This is a genomic window from Cupriavidus sp. UME77, from assembly GCF_014170355.1.
GTDB classification, from domain to species: domain Bacteria; phylum Pseudomonadota; class Gammaproteobacteria; order Burkholderiales; family Burkholderiaceae; genus Cupriavidus; species Cupriavidus basilensis.
The window spans coordinates 127,754-145,730 of sequence record NZ_LZZU01000038.1 but is presented as its reverse complement, the minus strand read 5'-3'; the positions used below and the strand labels follow the sequence as shown (position 1 = coordinate 145,730).

The window sequence follows — 17,977 nt, the reverse complement described above, 5'->3', positions numbered from 1 at the left end:
CGCATCCGTTACCAGGGGAAAAATGGGGGAGGGGGAGAGTATTTTTACTCTTTCGGATCCAGCGCGAACCAATGACAATGCGGCCGTTGCTTCGATTCAGCGAAAGACGGGCCTTGATGCCTGCATGGACTCGCTGTTGGTCGGGCAACATGCCGGTGTGGCGTGTGGCGGTGCCGGCAATGCGGACACGTCTTCTGACGTAGTCGGCGTGCATTGAATCGATTGCGGGGGTGTCAGTGTCAATGCCATGCGACCGATGTCCGTTTCTCTTGGGAAGGCCCACTTCGGTGGGCTTTTTTTTTGCCTGCGCCCGCCGGGAGCGTGGTTAACGGCAGCGGATGCCAATACTTGATCCCCTCCGCAAGGGGGGGCTGAATTGCTGCGCAAGATGGCCGTTATGGCAAGACAGGGGCCGGGACGCGCCTGGGGTTGTTGCGTCCCGTGCAATCTGTGGCCTGGCCCGGGCGATAAGCGAACCGGTGCGAGTAATCCGCTATGTCAACGCAATATGACGGTAAGTCTTTCGAAGCGCGCCGGAAACGCCGTCATCTTGCCTGCCCGGCAAGTATCCCGACCTGAATCTCCCCATGCGCTCTGATAATTCCGACGCCCAGCCCACGATTCTTGTGGTGGATGATCTTCCAGAAAACATCGCGATGATGGCCGCGTTGCTTCAGGATCGCTATCGGGTGAAGGTGGCGACCTCGGGCAGCGCGGCGGTGCGCATCGCCACGGCAGCGCCGCCAAGCCTGATCTTGCTTGACGTGATGATGCCGGACATGGACGGCTACGAAGCGTGCCGGCAGCTCAAGGCGAACCCGGCCACCATGGACGTGCCGGTGATCTTCCTGACGTCCCGTACCGGCGAGCACGACGAGACGCGCGGGTTCCAGGTGGGCGCGGTGGACTACATCATGAAGCCGCTCAGCCCGTTGGTGATGCACGCGCGCATCGCCACCCATCTCACCCTCAAGAACGCCAGGGATTTTCTCCGGGACAAGTCGGCCTACCTGGAGCAGGAGGTGCAGCGGCGGCTGCGGGAGATCTCCGTGATCCAGGACGTCACCATCATGGCCATGGCATCCCTGGCGGAGACACGCGACAACGAGACCGGCAACCACCTCAGGCGCACCCAGCACTACGTGCGCCGCCTGGCGCAGGCGCTGCGCCACCATCCTCGCTTTTGCGACGAGCTCAACGACGAGACCATCGAGTTGTTGTTCAAGTCGGCCCCGCTGCATGACATCGGCAAGGTCGGCATCCCCGATCGCATCCTGCTCAAGCCCGGCAAGCTGACCGCCGAAGAGTTCGAGGTCATGAAGACCCACACCACGCTGGGGCGTGATGCCATTGCGCATGCCGAGGCTCAGTGCGGCACCCCGAACTCCTTCCTGCGCTACGCCCGCGAGATTGCGCACTATCACCAGGAGAAATGGAACGGCAGCGGCTACCCCGACGGGTTGTCGGGCGATGCGATTCCTGTCTCCGCGCGCCTGATGGCGATCGCCGATGTCTACGATGCGCTTATCAGCCGGCGCGTCTACAAGCCCGCATTCCCGCACGAGCAGGCGGTAAGGATGATCGGTGAAGGGCGCGGCAGCCATTTCGATCCGGACATGGTGGACGCGTTCCTGGCCATCGCGCCTGAGTTCCTGGCCATTTCGCAGCGCTACGCGGACACCGACGCGGACCATGCGCGCGAGGCGGCATTGCTGGCCGCCAACGGCTATCCCGCCACCACGCCGCAAGCATGATGACCGCATCCGCCTCTGGATTGCTGGCCGCCTGGCGCGGGCGGGTGGCCACGCGCGCCGGTCTCCGGCGCTATGTCTATCCCGTGCTGCTGGTGGTGGGAGTCTGCCTGCTGGCCGGCGGCGCCGCCCAGCTGGTGTACGAGAACGACCGGGCCAACCTGGGCGCGCGGGTGGAGTCGATGCTGGCGACGTACGCGCGGCTGCTGGGGCTCTGGAGTGGCGAGCAACAGCGGCGGGTCGAGCGGATCGCGCGCCTGCCGGAAGCGCTCAGCCTCGCGCGCCCGCTGCTCTTGGCGCCAGGCCAGCCGTTGCCGGATGGCGAGGCGGTGGCCAGGTTCGAACGCTGGGTGACCCCGGTCTTCCAGAGCAGCGGCTACCTCGGTTATGTCCTGGCTACGCCGGACCTCAAGATCGTGGCGTCGGAGCTGCCAGGGCGCGCCGGCCGCCTGCTCTTGCCGGAACCTGCCCAGACGGCCCGGCGGGCGCTGCAAGAGGGCAGCGCGGCCTCGCCGCCTTATCCTGCCCCGGAGCGAACCCGGGACCCGTGGGGCACGCTGGTGGACCTGCCGTTCCAGGTGGTGTGCGCCCGGCTGCTGGACGCGGGACGCGCCATTGGCGTGCTATGCCTGCGGCTGGATCCCGGTGCCGTGATGCTGCCGATCATCGCGGCCGGCCAGTTCGGCCGCACCGGTGAGCTCTACGCCATCGACGCCCGGGGCCGGCTGGTGTCTCCCAGCCGCTTCGGCCCGGAGCTGGAGGCCAAGGGCCGGCTGGCGCCGGGCACCGCGTCCATGCTCAATGTATGGGCCCGGGTCCCTGGCCAAAGCGGCAAGGACGGGGGCAGCGCCCAGCCGGGCGGCCCGCTGACCCTGGTTGCCGAGCGCTTGCTGCGCGACCATGCCTCCGTGCTTGCCTACGACTATGCCGACTACCGTGGCCAGCGGGCCGCGGGCGCAGGCATCTGGGTCCCCGGCCTGGAGATGGGCTTGATCGTGGAGCAGGACATGGGCGAAGCGTTCGCCCCGTACCTGTTTACCCGTGACGTTCTGGCGGCGCTGACGGCCATCATCCTGCTGTTGATCGGCACCGCCACGTGGATCGCGCGGCGCGACGGCAGGCGCCTGGCGGAAAGCCAGGAAAGGATGCGCGCGATGCTCGAGCACTCGCCCGCCATCATGTCGCTCAAGGACCGCGATCACGCCATGCTGGCCCTCAACCCGGCCATGCTGGCGCTGCTCGGCGCGAGCGAGGGCGAAGTCCTGGGCAGGTCCGACTGGGATTTCGGCGCCAACCCGGATGTCGCGCGGGCACGCTGGGACATGGAGGCGCGCGTGATGTCCTCGGGCAAGGCCGAGGAGCACGTCTACGCGATGGAGACGCCCCATGGCGAGCGCCATCTCCAGGTGACGCGCTTCCCGGTGCGCAACCCGGCTACCCATGAGGTGGTGGGGGTCGGCGCGGTGGGCATCGATATCACGGAGCGGGTCGAGGCCAACCACCGCCTGACCGCGTTGTCCCAGACGCTGGAGCGCCGCGTCGAGGAACGTACGCGCGAGCTTGCCGAGACCAATGCCGAGCTGGTCGTGGCCAAGCAGGCCGCGGAGAGCGCCGCGCATGCCAAGGCCAGCTTCCTGGCCAATATGAGCCACGAGATCCGTACCCCGATGAATGCGGTGATCGGCATGGCGCATCTGGCGCTGCGCACGCGGCTCGACGACAAGCAGCGCGGCTACCTGGAAAAGATCCAGCATTCCGGCCAGCATCTGCTCGAGATCATCGATGACATCCTGGACCTGTCGAAGATCGAGGCCGGCAAGCTGGAGATCGAACGGATCGATTTTTCGCTGGAGCGGATGCTGCGCACGGTGAGCGACCTGGTGGCCGAGCGGGCCGTTGCCAAGCACCTCGAGCTGATCGTCGAAGTCGCCCCGGACGTGCCGGACTCGCTGCGCGGCGATCCGCTGCGCCTGCGCCAGATCCTGATCAACTTTGCCAACAACGCGGTGAAGTTCACGCACCAGGGTGAAATCGTCATACGCGTCGAGCGCCACGGCGACGGGCAATGCCAGCCCCGCATCCGCCTGCGCTTCGAGGTGCGCGACACCGGCATCGGCATCGACCCCGCGATCTGCGCGCGCCTGTTCCAGAGTTTCGAGCAGGCCGACGCCTCGACGACCCGGCGCTACGGCGGCAGCGGCCTGGGCCTGGCCATCTGCCGCCGTTTGGTGGAGTTGATGGGCGGCACCCTCGGGGTCGAAAGCACGCCGGGCAAGGGCAGCAACTTCTGGTTCGAGCTGGACCTGCTGGCGGGCAAGAAGCGGCCTGCCAGCGCCATGGTCGCGCCACAGCTGGCGGGCTGCCGCCTGCTGGTGGCGGACGATCACGACTACGCCCGCCAGGTCATCATTGCCATGCTGCGCAACTTTGGCTTCCGCGTGGACGAGGCGGGTTCCGGCCGGGCCGCGCTGGCAAGGATCGCCCAGGCCGACGAAGCCGCCGATCCCTACCAGGCCGTGTTCATCGACTGGAAGATGCCTGGCCTTGACGGCATCGATACCGCTCGCCATATCGACGCCATGCGCCTGCGCCACCCGCGCCCGCGCCGCGTCATGATTACCGCCCATGGCCGCGAGGAGGTGTTGCGCGAGGGCGAGCGATCGGGCTTTGACGCGACGTTGATCAAGCCGGTGAGCGCATCGCTGCTGCTGGAGGCGACGGTGCGCACGCTGTCCCCGGACAATGACGCGCCACCGGAGGCGGCAGAGCCGCATTCAGCGGCGCTCGACGCCATGCCGGAGTTGCCGAGCGCGCGCGTGCTGCTGGTAGAAGACAACGACATCAACCGCGAGGTCGCGGTCCACTTGCTGCAGGCCGCGGGCATCTACCCCGATACGGCCGAGAACGGTGCCGTGGCGTTGCACCTGCTCCAGGCCGGCGCTTACGACCTGGTCCTGATGGACGTGCAGATGCCCGTGATGGACGGGTTCGAAGCCACCCGGCACATCCGCGAGCAGGAGAAGTTCGCAAGCCTGCCGGTGGTGGCGATGACGGCTAACGCGTTGCCGGAAGACCGGGCGCGCTGCCTGGCGGCCGGCATGAACGACCATATTGCCAAGCCGATCAGTCCGCCGGCCTTCTATGCCATGCTGCGCCAGTGGCTGGCGGTGCCGGGCGGCGACGACGCGGCCCCGTCAGCCGGGTCCCGGCCGGCCTGGGTGGACGCGCTGGCAAGCTCTGCGCATCTTGACGTCGGCGGCGGCCTGGGCCGCGTCAGCGGCCGCGCGGAGGTCTACCGGCAGTTGCTGGAACGCTTTGCCAGCGGTTACGCCGACATGCCGGATCGGATCGGCGAGCGGCTGGCCCGCGGCGACCGCGACGGCGCGTTATCGCTCGCGCACTCGCTCAAGGGCCTGGCCGCCAATCTCGGTGCCATGTCGATCTCGAGCGCAGCGGCTACGCTGGAGGCGAGCCTGCAACTTCCACACGCGCCCGGGCGACCCGACCCCGTCACGCTGCTGGCAGCCTTGCGCACTACCTTCCTGCCATTGCTGGCGACCTTGCGCACGCACCTGCCAACCGGGCCCGCAGCGCAGGATGATGGCGCGCCGGATACGTCCGGCCCCCCGGCGGATCCCGATGCCACGCAGGAGGCCGTGCTCCAGCTCCTGCGCGAACAGCTGGAAGAGGGCGACAGCGCGGCCAACAACACCTTTGCCCGCTACCGCGACGTCTTTACCCGCCTGCTGTCCGCCGATGGCTGCCAGCGCCTGCAGGCACAGGTCGAGCGCTACGACTACGTGGCGGCGCTGGCCACGCTGGATAGCGGCGTCGCGCCCTAGGGACGGCCTCGGCATCCCCGGCTAGCGAGAATCGCTTCGGGTACCTGTGGCGGTGCACGCCGTGAGGCGTTTCGATCGCAAGAAACGGAGTTCTTGCGATCGAATTGAGGAATATAGTGTCCTCACACCAAGCAGTTCTTGAACGTGATCATGCATAGAGATGCCAATACGCCAGGGGCGCCTTCGCTGGATGACGAGCGATGGGAGGCCGTGCAAGCGCGAGATCCTTCGGCAGACGACAAGTTCGTCTACGGAGTCAGGACGACGGGGATTTATTGTCGTCCGAGTTCCTCGGCCCGTCTCCCGAAACGGGAGAACGTCGAGTTCTTCGATTCCGCCGAAGCCGCGGAAGCTGCCGGTTACCGATCCAGTCGACGTGTCTCTTCGGATCGAAGTGCCGCGGCTGCCCAGCGTGCCGCCCTGGTCGCCGAAGCTTGCCGACTGATTGACGTCGCGGAGGTCCAGCCCAATCTCGAAGCGCTGGCACTGCAAGCTGGCATGAGCATGTTTCACTTCCATCGGATATTCAAGGCCGAGACTGGCTTGACGCCGAAAGCGTACGCGAGCGCGTCGCGTGCTCGGCGGCTGCGCGAGGAACTCGCCGGCGCCCAGACCATTACGAATGCAATCTACGAGGCCGGGTTCAATTCGAACAGTCGCTTCTACGAGGCATCCGACGGCATGCTCGGAATGCGCGCACGGGACTATCGGGATGGCGGCCAAAACGCGGTAATCCGCTTCGCGGTCGGCCAGTGCTCACTGGGTGCCATCCTGGTCGCGCAAAGCCAGCGGGGCATCTGCGCGATCTTGTTGGGAGATGACCCCGACCTTCTTGTGCGTGATCTGCAGGATCTGTTCCGCAAAGCAAGTCTCGTCGGCGGGGACGCGGAATTCGAGAGACTGGTCGCGAACGTTGTCGGTTTCGTCGAGGCGCCGGCAATCGGGTTGAATCTTCCGCTCGACGTCCGGGGTACCGCGTTCCAGGAGAGAGTCTGGCAAGCGCTTCGCGAGATTCCGCCAGGTGCGACGGCCAGCTACGCCGAGATCGCAGCCCGTATAGGTTCACCGAATGCCGTGCGCGCAGTCGCCCAGGCTTGCGGCGCAAATCATATCGCGGTGGCCATTCCTTGCCATCGCGTTGTCCGGCGAGATGGCGACATCTCCGGATATCGATGGGGCGTTGAGCGCAAGCGGGAATTGCTCAAGCGCGAGGCATAGTCCCGCAATGCCAAAGCCGGACCATGAACGCGAAAGTGATGGCCGGCTGGGATTGGCCAGGTTCGAGCGCCGAACTCGATCAAGAGGGATAGTCTGTCCTGCGTTTTGCTGGCGTCAGCATCACGATGGACGGACCGCGAACAACGAGGCTCTGTGTCTGTCGACGGGCCAAGCCCCGGCAACATCAGGTGCGATTGATCGACACGCCTCCGTCAACCAGCAGCGCCGCGCCGGTCATGAATGACGAGGCGCCGGACGCCATGTAGAGGACCGACTGCGCAAGCTCCTCCGGTGTAGCGATGCGTTTGAGCGCGTGTAGTCCTGCCACATGCGCCATGGCTTCGGGCGACGCACTCATTGTGCGCCCCATGGGCGTGTTGACTCCACCAGGAAGGATCGCATTGACGCGAATGGCCTTCGGTCCAAACTCCGCGGCGAGCGATTGCGTCAACCCGATCAATCCCGCCTTGCTGGCGGCGTAGGCTGCGACGCCGGGGAAACCGACGGTGTACCCAACGAAAGTCGAAGTGAAAATGAGGCTTCCGGCGCCGCGAAGTGCCATCGCGGGGATCTGATACTTCGCGCCAAAGAACGCGCTGGTGAGGTTGGTGTCAATGGTCTCGCCCCAACCCGTCGCCGAGACGCCCGGCGTAGGCCCCATTTCGCCGAGAGTCCCCGCGTTGTTGAACGCAATGTCCAATCCTCCGAAACGGTCAACGGCCGTCTGAACGAGAGTCCGTGCATAGGCCTCCTCTCTGACGTCGCCTGCGACGTATGCAGCCGCTCCGCCATTTCCAGTGATTTCCCTCACAAGGTCTTCCAGCTCAGCCTTGCGACGAGCGCCAACGACCACCGCTGCGCCCTCACGGGCAAAAAGTAGCGCGGTCGCGCGTCCAATCCCGGAACTGGCGCCGGTGACGATGGCGACTTTGTTTGCAAGCGTATTCACTCTTCTTTCCGATGTTCAAATTGATCAGCCGTCAGTCTGCTCGCCTATCGAGGCGCAAGAACTCCGTTTCTTGGCATTGAATTGCGGCGAAATTGAAAGACACGACAGCCGCCGATCACCGATCTCAACAAGGGCAATCTCGCTCGGGGCAGTGTTGGAAAAAGCGCAACTACGCGTACGGCTTCAAGAAAACCGTGTGGATACCGAGCCCTTGCCTCAGTGCCTCGGTGCCTCAGTGCGCGTGCCGGTGATGCGTATCCGGATAGTGCGGGTGCTTGTGCACCAGCGGCTCGTGCCGGTGCAGGTGCCGGTGCGGCTCCTGCCCGTCCCAGTCGAAGGCATGCTCGTGCTGGTGGTGCGCATCGTGGCGATGCGCGTGGCTGTGCTCGGTCGCCTCGTGGCTGTGCTCGTGCTCATGATGCTCGCGCAGGTGCAGCCACACGCCCAGCGCCATCAGCAGTGCCGCCACGTAGAACACCGGCTGCGGAGCCTGCGGCCACATGGCGAACGCGATCACCACGCCGAACAGCGGCGCCACGGAGAAATACGCGCCGGTGCGTGCGGTCCCCAGCAGCCGCAGCGCGATGACGAACAGCGCCAGGCTCACGCCGTAGCCGAGGAACCCGATGATCATGGCCGCGCCCAGCGCGGGCAGCGCCGGCAGGTGGTCACCGCCGGCCAGTGCCAGCCCGGTGTTGCACACGCCGGCCACCAGCCCCTTGATGCAGGCGATCAGCATGGCGTCGTTGCTTGACACCTTGCGCGTCAGGTTGTTGTCGATGGCCCAGCACAGGCACGCGCCGACGACCAGCAAGGCGCCGGCGGACAGCCCCAGGCTGCCCGGCTGCCAGGACAACAGCAAGCCGCCCGCCACGATGGCAAGCATGCCAAGAACGATGTGGCGGCTGGCGTTTTCCTTGAAGACCACCCAGGCGATCAGCGCGGTGAATACCCCTTCCACGTTCAGCAGCAGGCAGGCCGATGCCGCGCTGGTGCTGGCCAGGCCGGTCATCAGCAGGGCCGGCCCGGCCACGCCGCCGGCCAGGATGGCACCCAGCAGCCATGGCGTCTCCTGGCGCGGCACGGTGAGCGGGCTTGCTGCGGCGCCGCTCCTGCTGAGCCGCAGCGCGAGCAGGATGCCAAGCCCCAGCCCGCTGCCCAGGTAAAGCAGGCCGGCCAGCAGCAACGGCGGGATCGACCCGGCCAGGGCCTTTGCAAGTGGCGTACTTGCCCCAAACAGCAGGGCGGCGGCCAGGGCGGGGGCGGCGGTTCGGATGGTCATGGGCAAGGCTGCAAGGCGTGGCAATGCCGTATTGTCGCGCCACGGCGTGGTGGCGGGGGATGCTATATATTTCAGCCTTGGACGCCATGCACGGCATGGCGGTTGCCCCTCTGGAATGCTATGAAAACCCCCTCGCAATACGTGGGCGGCTGGCTGATCTGCGCGGCTGCGCTGCTGATGCTGCCGGCCTGTGCCATTCTGCAGCCGGTGCAGGAAGGCCAGAAACTGATCGGCTCGCCGGAAAGCGCGGTGCGCGCGACCTTCGGTGAGCCCACCAATGTCTACCGGCTGGCCGACGGTTCCGTGCGCTGGATCTACTCCAAGCAACCGCTGGGCTATGAGGCCTACGCGGCCGATTTCGATGCCGGCGGAAAACTCACGAACTTCCGGCAGATGCTGGTCACTTCCGAGATCTACCAGGCCAAGGTCGATAGCTGGACCAAGCGCGACGTGGAAGAGCATTTCGGCAAGCCGCTCGAGCCGGTGCAGTACTACCCGCTGATGCAGCGCGACGTCTGGTCCTATCGCTTTCGCCAGGACGGCAACCTGTCCTCGCTGTTCAATTGCTACTTCGACAAGCAGGGCATCCTGCGGCAGGTGCAGATCACCCTGGATCCGCTGGGTGGGGATTCCAGCAGGGCGCCCTGATGCCCTGATGTGCGCCGGCATGGCCTGCAATCCATGTTTCGCCACAAGCTGAAACGTTTTCCCGCAGTGCGCGCCCACAATGGCGGCGAGCCCTTTCGGAGAGAACGCCATGCCAGCCCTGCCCAGCGCGGATGCACGCGCCAACCACGTCCAAGGCGCCAGCGGCCGCGCCCTGGACATGGCCCTGCTGCTGGCTTTGTCCACGCTCTGGGGCGCGTCTTACACATTCATCCGGCTTGGCGTGGCCACGATTCCTCCGGTCACGCTGATTGCGGCCAGGACGTTGATCGCCGGTGCGCTGCTGGTGGCGTGGATGGCGGCAAGCGGCATGCAGATCCCGCGCGGCGCGGCAGTCTGGCGCCGCTTTGCGGTGCAGGCCATGCTCAACAGCGTCGTGCCGTTCACGCTGATCGCGTGGGCCGAGCAATCGGTCCCGGCGGGGCTGGCGACGATCCTGAATTCTGCGTCGCCGGTGATCGCCGTACTGGGCACGTGGCTGGTCACGCGCCATGAGCGCATCACGGCGCGCAAGCTGTTCGGCGTGGTGGCGGGGCTAGCAGGCATCTGCCTGATCGTCGGCACCAGCGTGCTGGGCGGGCTTGGGCAGCAACTGCTTGCGCAACTGGCTATCATTGCCGCGACCGTCTGCTACGCCGGCGCGGCCATCTACGGGCGCTCGTTCAAGGACCTGCCCGCCGCCGCGCCCGCCGCGGGCTCGATGATCGTCGGGGCGGCGGTGCTGGTGCCGGCAAGCCTGGCTATCGACCGGCCCTGGACTCTGCATCCGTCGCTGTCATCGCTTGCGGCGCTGCTGGCGTTATCCGTGTTCTCGACCGCGCTGGCCTTTGTCATCTACTTTCGCCTGATACGTACGCTGGGGCCGGTGGGCACCACGGCGCAAGCCTATCTGCGCGTGCCGATCCGCGTGGCCATCGGTATCGTGTTTCTTGGGGAATCGCTGTCCGCGGGGGCGTGGGCCGGCCTGGCGTGTGTCGTCGCGGGCGTCGCCGCCATGACGATGCCTGCGCGGCACCGGCCAGTCCGGCAAGGGGAATAGGCCGCGGCCGAGGTATATTGTGGTTCGCGCCAGCCGGGCACTCCGCCCGGCACTTTTGCCCACACCATGGAACGCTTCACCATTTCGCTGGACAACCAGCTTGCCGCCGATTTCGACCGGCTGATTTCCGAGCGTGGCTACGATAACCGCTCCGAAGCGGTGCGCGACATCCTGCGCAGCCACCTGGACCGCTGGCGCGAGGCCTGCGATGCCGACGGCCCGTGCGTGGCCAACCTGTCGTACGTCTACAACCACCACGAGCGCGAACTGGCCGAGCGGCTGGCCCGCATCCAGCATGCCCATCACGACCTGACGGTGTCCACCATGCATGCGCATCTGGACGCTGAGAACTGCATCGAGACCGTGATCCTCAAAGGCCCGGCCAGCGCGGTCAGGCAACTGGCGGATGCCATCAGCAGCGAACGCGGCGTGCGCCAGGGCAAGCTCAATATCGTGATGGCCGAGGCCGACGCCGGCCATACGCACCTGCATTCACACCCACACCCGCATGACTGAACACCCTTAGGGCTTTTGCACCGGCACGGTGCGCGCGCTGGTATGAAGTTTGCTAAAAACTTCATACGTTTTCATATAACAAAAAATGCGCGCGTCCGTTTTTGCCACCCTGATCGTCAATGCCAGCCTCGGCGTCATCCACCAGGCCAACGCTGGGGGCCTGCAGCAGCCTGATGCACAGTTGCAGGCCGTGACCGTTCGCGGTTCTCGGGAGGAAGCCGCCGCCACGGGCGAGGCTGCCAGCCAGGGCTATGTCACGCGCGAGCAATTGGAGAGCCGGCCCCTGCTGCGCCCGGGCGAACTGCTTGAAACCGTGCCTGGCTTGATCGTCACGCAGCACAGCGGCGACGGCAAGGCCAACCAGTATTTCCTGCGCGGCTTCAACCTCGATCACGGCACCGACCTGGCCACCACCGTGGCAGGCATGCCCGTCAACATGCGGACTCATGCGCACGGCCAGGGCTACACCGACCTTAACTTCGTCATCCCCGAGCTGGTCAACGGTATTGCCTACAAGAAGGGGACGTACTTCGCGGAAGAGGGGGATTTCTCGGCGGCCGGCGCGGTCCGGATGGATTACGTCTCCAGCTTGCCGCAAGGCATCGCGCAGGTGGAGCTCGGCCAGCACAGCTATCGGCGCGCGCTGCTTGTCGACTCGTTCCAGGCGGGGCCGGGCGCGCTGCTGTATGGCTTCGAATGGCTAGGCGAGAATGGCCCGTGGGTGCTGCCGGAAGGCGTGCACAAGCTCAACGGCGTGTTGCGCTACACCTTGCCGCTGGGCGGCGGCGAGAGCCTGGGCATCACGGCGATGGCTTACAAGAACGCCTGGAATGCGACGGACCAGGTCCCGCAGCGCGCTATCGACCAGGGCCTGATCTCGCGCTTTGGTTATATCGATCCCACCGACGGTGGCGCATCGTCGCGCTACAGCCTCAGCGCCGACTGGCTGCGCCCGTTGCAGGACGGCTACCTCAAGGCCAACGCCTACGTGATCAAGAGCCGCCTGCAACTGTTCTCCAACTTTACCTACGCGCTGACAAATCCCGAGCGCGGCGACCAGTTCGAGCAGTTCGAGAACCGAGTGACCACGGGCGCCAACGCGTCGCGCACCTGGTTCGGCAAGCTGGCCGGGCGCGACACCGAGACCGAGGTCGGCGCGCAGTTGCGCTATGACCGGCTTGATCCCATCACGCTCGACAACACTGAGGCGCGGCAGGCTTACCAGCAGATTCGCAGCGATCGCGTCAACGAAACCAGCGCGGCGCTGTACGCGCGCAGTACCGTGCAGTGGCTTCCCTGGCTGCGCACCGTGGCGGGACTGCGCGCGGATTGGTTCTGGTATGGCGTTGCCAGCGATAATCCCGCCAATTCCGGACATGGCAGTGATGACATCGTCAGCCCCAAGCTGAGCGTGGTGCTCTCGCCCACGGCCAGGACGGATGTGTTCTTCAACTGGGGCCGCGGCTACCACAGCAACGATGTGCGCGGCGCCACCACCACCGTGGACCCGGCCACCGGAGATCCCGCTCAGAAGGTCAGCGTGCTGGTGCCCGCCACGGGCTACGAGATTGGCGTGCGCACGGGTGAGGTCCTGCCCGGCTTGCAATTGTCTGCCTCGCTGTGGCGCCTGGATATCGGCTCCGAACTGGTGTTTTCGGGCGACACTGGCACCACCGAGCCCAGCCGGCCAAGCCGGCGCACGGGCATCGAGCTCGCGGCGTACTACGTGCCGGCGCAGGGCATCATCGTGGATGCGGACGCCGCGTTCTCGCGCGCGCGGTTCCGCGATCACGAGAACATTGGCGACTATATTCCCGAGTCCATCCGGACCGCCGCATCCATGGGCCTATCCGTCAACCGGGGCCGCTGGTCGTTCGGCGCGCGCATGCGTTATTTTGGCCCGCGCCCGCTGATCGAGGACTACAGCGTGCGTTCCGCCTCGTCGTTCCTGGTCAATCTCAAGCTGGGCTATCGCGTGCACAAGAACGTGCGCCTCTTCGCGGAAGTGCTTAACGCGCTGGGCAAGCGGGCCAACGACATCGACTACTACTATGCGTCCCTGCTCAAGGGGGAGACTTCGCCGGTCGACGCCAGCGGAACGCCCACCGGCATCAACGACCACCATCTCCACCCTGCCGAGCCGCGCACGCTGCGCGTGGGTGTCACGTGGAACTTCTGAGGGCGGCCGCCGGCCCCTGGCTCAGAACCCGGCCTTGTGCACCGGGCCATCCCAGCCGTCGAGGTACTTGGGCAGGGCGTCGTCGACTTCCACCACGCGATGGCGATAGAACAGGTGCATGGCCGGCTGCAGAGTATCCGGCAGCGCGCCGCCGCAGGCCCGCGCGAAGAGGGTGTTCGGGATCACCGACATGCCCAGCCGGTTGATGCCAAAGAGCGTCTCGCCGCACTGCGGGCAAAACTGGCGCTGGAGCTGCCGGGTCGCATGGTGATAGGTGGCCAGGTGCTGCGCGCCGCGCGCCACCACCACGTTGGCCGGCTCCCAGGCCGTGGCGGCGAACACCGGCGTGGCATAGAAATCCCGGCAGGCCTGGCAATGGCAATTGGCTCTCGCCACCGGTTCTCCGGCAATGCGCAGCTGCACCTGGCCGCAAAGGCACTCCAACGTAGCGGGAATCTGCATTGGCGTTGTCTCCTGTTGTTTGTGTTGCCAGAATGGCGGAGTGCATTCTACTTTGCCGCGATGCAGGCTGCAGGGCGTGCCCTCCGGGCGCCTATCCCGACACGGCCGCATCCAGCATGGCGCCGAACAACCCGATCAGCAGCGCGATGGCCGAGGCGATGAACCAGCGCACCGTCTTGCGGTACTCGGGCACCTGGTCGTCCTCCACCCGCAGCGAGCGGAACAGGGCGATGATCTGCAGGCACACCGCCGCCACCAGCGAGATGGCGGCGAACAGCGCCTGGACGCTCCAGTGGCCGGGGCTCTCGAAGCCCCAGAAGCGCCAGAACGCCAGCGAGAAGCCCAGCAGGACCGTGATGGCGGTGATGATGCCTTGCCGGTAGCCGGCCGGCACGACCTGCGGCGGCGCGCCTGCCGCCTTGGGGGCGGGCGGTGGCGGGGCCGCGGGATCGGGGCCAGGATCGGCTTGAGAGGCGGTCATGGGCTGTCCTCCTGATCGGTGCCGCAAGGCCATGGAAGTGATGCAACGAGTATAGGCACTGGCCGGGCACGGGTGGCGGCGCGAACGCTCCCGCCTGGCTTTGGTATCCGCCCCTTTGTATCCGGCCTTTGTATCCGACCATCCGTGGCCGTCATCGACCCTCTACGGGCATTACAATGCGGCTTCAAAGCCGCCGCGTTGCCCGCAAGGCTGGCCGGCCTGTTTTTTTGCCTACGCCTAATCTCCTACCTCCTTATGTCCTCGCTTCCCCCCTCAGGTAATCGCATCTGGCTCGACGGCGCAGCCGGCAGCATCGAAGCCCTGACCGATGCCCCGCAAGGCTCGATCCGCGCGATCGCCGTCGTGGCGCACCCGCATCCGCTGCTGGGCGGCAGCGCGGAACACAAGATCCCGGTGGCGCTGGCCAGGATCTTCCAGGCGCGCGGCTTCCTTGCCGTGCGGCCGAATTTCCGGGGCGTGGGCGGCACGCAAGGCAGCCACGATGCGGGGGAGGGTGAGACGGACGATGTGCTTGCCGTGGTCCGGCAGATCCAGGCAGCGCACCCGGGCCTGCCGCTGGCGCTGGCGGGATTCTCGTTCGGCGCCTATGTGCAGACGCGCGTGGCGCAGCGCTTGGCTCAAAGCAGCGAGCCTGTCGCGCACCTGATCCTGGCCGGCATGCCGGCCGGGCCGGCGGCCGGCGGGCGCACCTACGACACGCCCGCGGTGCCGGCCGATGCCTTTGTCATCCATGGCGAGAACGACGCCAATGTGCCGCTGCAAGCGGTGTTCGACTGGGCGCGTCCACAGGAACTGCCGGTTGTGGTGGTGCCCGGCGCCAACCATTTTTTCACCGGCAAGCTGCCGGTGTTCCAGCGCGCCGTGGCGGAGTACCTGGATACCCGGCAGCGAATTGCCGGGGCCGCCAGCTAACGGGTAGCCAGAGGTCAGCCAAAGCCAGGCTAAAAGCGCGTCAATCCATGGCCGCATGCGCCACGGCATCGTCGTCGACGTGGCGCGTGGGCTTGATCAGCAGGATGAGTGGCACCACCAGCAGCGTGGCAAGGAACATGACCTTGAAATCGTTGAGGTAAGCGATCATCGCGGCCTGCTGGTTGATCGACTGGTTGAGCATGGCCAGGTCAGAGCGCGAGCCGCCGGCCAGCAGGGATTGCAGGGCCGGGTTGTACACGCTCACATTGGCCGCCAGGTCGGCGTGGGCCACCTGCGTGTTGCGCGTCATCAAGGTCTGGATCACGGAGATGCCGATGCTGCTGCCGATATTGCGCATCAGGCTGTAGGTGGCCGTGCCGTCCGCGCGCAACGCCGGCGCGAGCGTGGAAAACGTCAGCGCGCTCAGCGGCACGAACACCAGCCCCAGGCCAAAGCCCTGGATGATGCCGGGCCACACGATATCGGAGACCGACAGCACCACGGTGTACTGCATCATCTGCCACAGCGCGAAAGCGGAAATCAGGAAACCCGCAAACAGCAGCACCCGCGCGTCGATCCGCTTGAGCAGGCGTCCGGCCAGCAGCATGGAGAGCATGGTGCCGGCGCCGCTTGGCGCGGTAACCAGCCCGGTGGTGGCCACCGGATAGCCCATCAGGTTTTGCAGCATCGGCGGCAGCAAGGCGCGGGTGGCGTACATGACCGCGCCGATCACGAAGATAAAGCAGGCACCGGTGGCAAAGTTGCGGTCCTTGAGCAACTGGTATCGGAAGAATGACCTGGGCCCGGCCGTAGCGGTGTGCGCCAGGAAATACAGGAAGCTGACCCCCGCCAGGATGGCCTCGATGCGGATTTCCAGCGAGCCGAACCAGTCGAGCTGTTCGCCGCGGTCGAGCATGGCCTGGAACGCGCCGATGGCCAGGCCAAGCGTGATGAAGCCGAACGCATCGAACTTCACGGCCCGCGCTGGCGCCCGGTTGGGCAGGAAGGACAGCACGCCGAACAACGCGAACGCGCCAATCGGCACATTGATGAAAAACACCCATCGCCAGTTGTAGCTATCGGTCAGCCAGCCGCCCAGCGTCGGCCCCAGGATGGGCCCCACCATCACGCCCATGCCCCACACCGCCATCGCTTGTCCCTGCTTCTCGCGGGGGTTGATATCCAGCAGGATGGATTGCGACAGCGGCACCAGCGACGCCCCGAAAATGCCCTGTAGCAGCCGCGACGCCACGATCTGCGCCAACGTGTCGGACATCCCGCAGAACGCCGAAGCAATGGTGAAGCCGGTGATCGAGATAGCCAGCAGACGCTTGACGCTGAGCCGGTCGGACAGCCAGCCGGTGAGCGGCGTGGCGATCGCGGCAGCGACGATGTACGAGGTCAGCACCCAGGTGATCTCGTCCTGCGACGCCGACAGGCTGCCTTGCATGTGCGGCAGCGCCACGTTGGCGATGGTGCTGTCGAGCGTCTGGATCAGGGTCGCGGCCATGATCGCGATGGTGATCATGGGCCGGTTGAGCGGCATTTCTACGCGCCCGGCTACCGCTTCGGAAGACATGGATAAAACAACCTGGAGGGGTTGGGTTGGATGATAAGCATGCTTATTATACGGTCGCGCCAAAGCGTGGCAAGCCGCTTCTTGCGGGCGTTGCGGCGTGCCCGAAGGAGATCTTTGTACAATCGCGCCATGGAAACGAAACTGGAAAAGCGCTTTGGCTTCCTGGTCTCGGACGTTGGCCGCCTCAACGGCAAGCGGTTCGATGAACTGGCCAAGTCGTCCCTCGACCTCACCCGGGCACAATGCCGCGCGCTCGCCTACCTCTCGCACTACGGTGAGGTCAACCAGGTGCGGCTGGCCGAGCTGCTGGAAGTCGCGCCGATTTCGGCGGGACGCCTGCTTGACCGGATGGAAGAGGGCGGCTGGATCGAGCGCGTGCCCAACCCGGAAGACCGCCGTGAGCGCGTGGTGCGCATGACGCCCAAGGCGGAACGAGCGCTGGACAAGGCCCGGCGGGTCGGCGACGAGGTTGCGGCGGAGGCACTGGCCGGCCTCAGCGAGCCGGAGCGGGAGCAACTGATCGGCCTGCTCCAGCGCGTGCGGCAAAACCTGGGCACGATCGTCGATCGTTGAAGGCGGGCAGCACGCCCAGCCAAAACCCCTGAAATTCTCTACCCTGGCGTCTCAGACCAGTCGAGCCACGTCCTCCACAGCGTTATCCAGTTGCAGCTTCAGCAGCTTGAGCAAGCAATACAAGCCGTAAGCCTCCTCCGTCTTCTCGCTGTGCAGTTCCGCCAGTTGCAGCAGGCTATCCATCCCGGCGCTGACGCTTTGCAACTCCGCGCAACCGTTGGCGATGCGTTCGCGCAGGGCGCGATCCAGCGTTTCGATCCGGTCGATCAGTGCGGATACGAGGGGCTGTTCCTCGGCATTGGCGGGTCGCGTCATGCCGATCAGCTCGGCGATGAGATCGCCTTGCTTGCTGATGGCGGGGTGGGGGGCGGTGGGACCGCCGCCGCGCGTGATCGAATTGGGGCCGGCTCGGGCGCTAGGATACATGCAAGCTCCTGAAAGAAGGGGAGGCGACGTGGGCAAGACTAGGCCGCCTGCTTCAACGCGAGCGTGGCGGACGCGTAAAAG

Annotated in this window: 15 protein-coding genes; 9 read left to right on the top strand and 6 right to left on the bottom strand. The window is 65.9% G+C overall.

Translation table 11 applies throughout. The features are described 5' to 3' along the window. Positions 1–587 precede the first annotated feature (587 nt). The 3 genes from A9975_RS14690 (at position 588) to ada (ending at position 6,811) form a co-directional block, all read left to right on the top strand. Positions 588–1,754 (top strand): two-component system response regulator, encoded by a 1,167-nt coding sequence (locus A9975_RS14690; protein WP_150990417.1) that lies wholly within the window; start codon positions 588–590, stop codon positions 1,752–1,754. After that, entirely contained in the window at positions 1,751–5,593 is a 3,843-nt protein-coding gene (locus A9975_RS14685; RefSeq protein ID WP_183033414.1) for a response regulator, read from the top strand. Before A9975_RS14690 ends, A9975_RS14685 begins: the two co-directional genes overlap by 4 nt. A gap of 150 nt (positions 5,594–5,743) precedes the next feature. After that, positions 5,744–6,811: a bifunctional DNA-binding transcriptional regulator/O6-methylguanine-DNA methyltransferase Ada gene (gene ada, locus A9975_RS14680; protein WP_183033444.1), complete on the top strand. Its 1,068-nt coding sequence runs from the start codon at positions 5,744–5,746 to the stop codon at positions 6,809–6,811. Between the two features lie 184 nt (positions 6,812–6,995). On the opposite strand, the gene A9975_RS14675 is transcribed toward ada, so the two are convergent. After that, entirely contained in the window at positions 6,996–7,760 is a 765-nt protein-coding gene (locus tag A9975_RS14675) for an SDR family oxidoreductase (RefSeq protein WP_183033413.1), read from the bottom strand. Positions 7,761–7,992: 232 nt separating this feature from the next. Next, entirely contained in the window at positions 7,993–9,042 is a 1,050-nt protein-coding gene (locus tag A9975_RS14670) for a DMT family transporter (RefSeq protein WP_183033412.1), read from the bottom strand. A 120-nt stretch (positions 9,043–9,162) separates the two neighbouring features. On the opposite strand from A9975_RS14670, the gene A9975_RS14665 reads away from it, so the two are divergent. From A9975_RS14665 to A9975_RS14650, 4 genes are all read left to right on the top strand, one after another. Further along, positions 9,163–9,690, top strand: coding sequence for a hypothetical protein (locus tag A9975_RS14665; protein WP_183033411.1), 528 nt, complete (start codon positions 9,163–9,165; stop codon positions 9,688–9,690). 109 nt (positions 9,691–9,799) lie between these two features. Beyond that, positions 9,800–10,747 (top strand): EamA family transporter, encoded by a 948-nt coding sequence (locus A9975_RS14660; protein ID WP_183033410.1) that lies wholly within the window; start codon positions 9,800–9,802, stop codon positions 10,745–10,747. 66 nt (positions 10,748–10,813) lie between these two features. Beyond that, positions 10,814–11,263, top strand: a complete 450-nt coding sequence (nikR, locus tag A9975_RS14655; protein ID WP_183033409.1) for a nickel-responsive transcriptional regulator NikR — start codon at positions 10,814–10,816, stop codon at positions 11,261–11,263. A gap of 85 nt (positions 11,264–11,348) precedes the next feature. Continuing rightward, the gene (locus A9975_RS14650; protein WP_183033408.1) at positions 11,349–13,442 is read left to right on the top strand and encodes a TonB-dependent receptor; all 2,094 of its coding nucleotides are present in this window, start codon (positions 11,349–11,351) and stop codon (positions 13,440–13,442) included. Positions 13,443–13,463: 21 nt separating this feature from the next. Here the strand turns inward: A9975_RS14650 and A9975_RS14645 are convergent, their stop codons facing one another. Together A9975_RS14645 and A9975_RS14640 are read right to left on the bottom strand one after the other, a co-directional pair. After that, entirely contained in the window at positions 13,464–13,904 is a 441-nt protein-coding gene (locus tag A9975_RS14645) for a GFA family protein (RefSeq protein ID WP_183033407.1), read from the bottom strand. A 91-nt stretch (positions 13,905–13,995) separates the two neighbouring features. Continuing rightward, a complete protein-coding gene (locus tag A9975_RS14640; protein WP_220810751.1) occupies positions 13,996–14,385 on the bottom strand; it encodes a hypothetical protein in 390 nt (129 codons plus the stop codon). Between the two features lie 255 nt (positions 14,386–14,640). On the opposite strand from A9975_RS14640, the gene A9975_RS14635 reads away from it, so the two are divergent. Then, complete coding sequence (locus A9975_RS14635) at positions 14,641–15,318, top strand: alpha/beta hydrolase (protein ID WP_183033406.1); 678 nt, start codon at positions 14,641–14,643, stop codon at positions 15,316–15,318. Positions 15,319–15,358: 40 nt separating this feature from the next. Here the strand turns inward: A9975_RS14635 and A9975_RS14630 are convergent, their stop codons facing one another. Beyond that, a complete protein-coding gene (locus tag A9975_RS14630; protein ID WP_255503220.1) occupies positions 15,359–16,897 on the bottom strand; it encodes a DHA2 family efflux MFS transporter permease subunit in 1,539 nt (512 codons plus the stop codon). 129 nt (positions 16,898–17,026) lie between these two features. On the opposite strand from A9975_RS14630, the gene A9975_RS14625 reads away from it, so the two are divergent. Continuing rightward, the gene (locus A9975_RS14625) at positions 17,027–17,470 is read left to right on the top strand and encodes a MarR family winged helix-turn-helix transcriptional regulator (RefSeq protein ID WP_183033405.1); all 444 of its coding nucleotides are present in this window, start codon (positions 17,027–17,029) and stop codon (positions 17,468–17,470) included. A gap of 51 nt (positions 17,471–17,521) precedes the next feature. On the opposite strand, the gene A9975_RS14620 is transcribed toward A9975_RS14625, so the two are convergent. Further along, on the bottom strand, positions 17,522–17,896 hold the full coding sequence (locus A9975_RS14620; protein ID WP_183033404.1) for a DUF1484 family protein: 375 nt from the start codon (positions 17,894–17,896) through the stop codon (positions 17,522–17,524). Positions 17,897–17,977 lie beyond the last annotated feature (81 nt).

Bases quoted from the DNA above. Each gene is read 5' to 3' on its own strand.
- A9975_RS14690 (WP_150990417.1), top strand. From the start codon at position 588: ATGCGCTCTGATAATTCCGACGCCCAGCCCACGATTCTTGTGGTGGAT.
- A9975_RS14685 (WP_183033414.1), top strand. From the start codon at position 1,751: ATGATGACCGCATCCGCCTCTGGATTGCTGGCCGCCTGGCGCGGGCGG.
- ada (WP_183033444.1), top strand. From the start codon at position 5,744: ATGCATAGAGATGCCAATACGCCAGGGGCGCCTTCGCTGGATGACGAG.
- A9975_RS14670 (WP_183033412.1), bottom strand. From the start codon at position 9,042: ATGACCATCCGAACCGCCGCCCCCGCCCTGGCCGCCGCCCTGCTGTTT.
- A9975_RS14665 (WP_183033411.1), top strand. From the start codon at position 9,163: ATGAAAACCCCCTCGCAATACGTGGGCGGCTGGCTGATCTGCGCGGCT.
- A9975_RS14660 (WP_183033410.1), top strand. From the start codon at position 9,800: ATGCCAGCCCTGCCCAGCGCGGATGCACGCGCCAACCACGTCCAAGGC.
- nikR (WP_183033409.1), top strand. From the start codon at position 10,814: ATGGAACGCTTCACCATTTCGCTGGACAACCAGCTTGCCGCCGATTTC.
- A9975_RS14650 (WP_183033408.1), top strand. From the start codon at position 11,349: ATGCGCGCGTCCGTTTTTGCCACCCTGATCGTCAATGCCAGCCTCGGC.
- A9975_RS14645 (WP_183033407.1), bottom strand. From the start codon at position 13,904: ATGCAGATTCCCGCTACGTTGGAGTGCCTTTGCGGCCAGGTGCAGCTG.
- A9975_RS14640 (WP_220810751.1), bottom strand. From the start codon at position 14,385: ATGACCGCCTCTCAAGCCGATCCTGGCCCCGATCCCGCGGCCCCGCCA.
- A9975_RS14635 (WP_183033406.1), top strand. From the start codon at position 14,641: ATGTCCTCGCTTCCCCCCTCAGGTAATCGCATCTGGCTCGACGGCGCA.
- A9975_RS14630 (WP_255503220.1), bottom strand. From the start codon at position 16,897: ATGTCTTCCGAAGCGGTAGCCGGGCGCGTAGAAATGCCGCTCAACCGG.
- A9975_RS14625 (WP_183033405.1), top strand. From the start codon at position 17,027: ATGGAAACGAAACTGGAAAAGCGCTTTGGCTTCCTGGTCTCGGACGTT.
- A9975_RS14620 (WP_183033404.1), bottom strand. From the start codon at position 17,896: ATGTATCCTAGCGCCCGAGCCGGCCCCAATTCGATCACGCGCGGCGGC.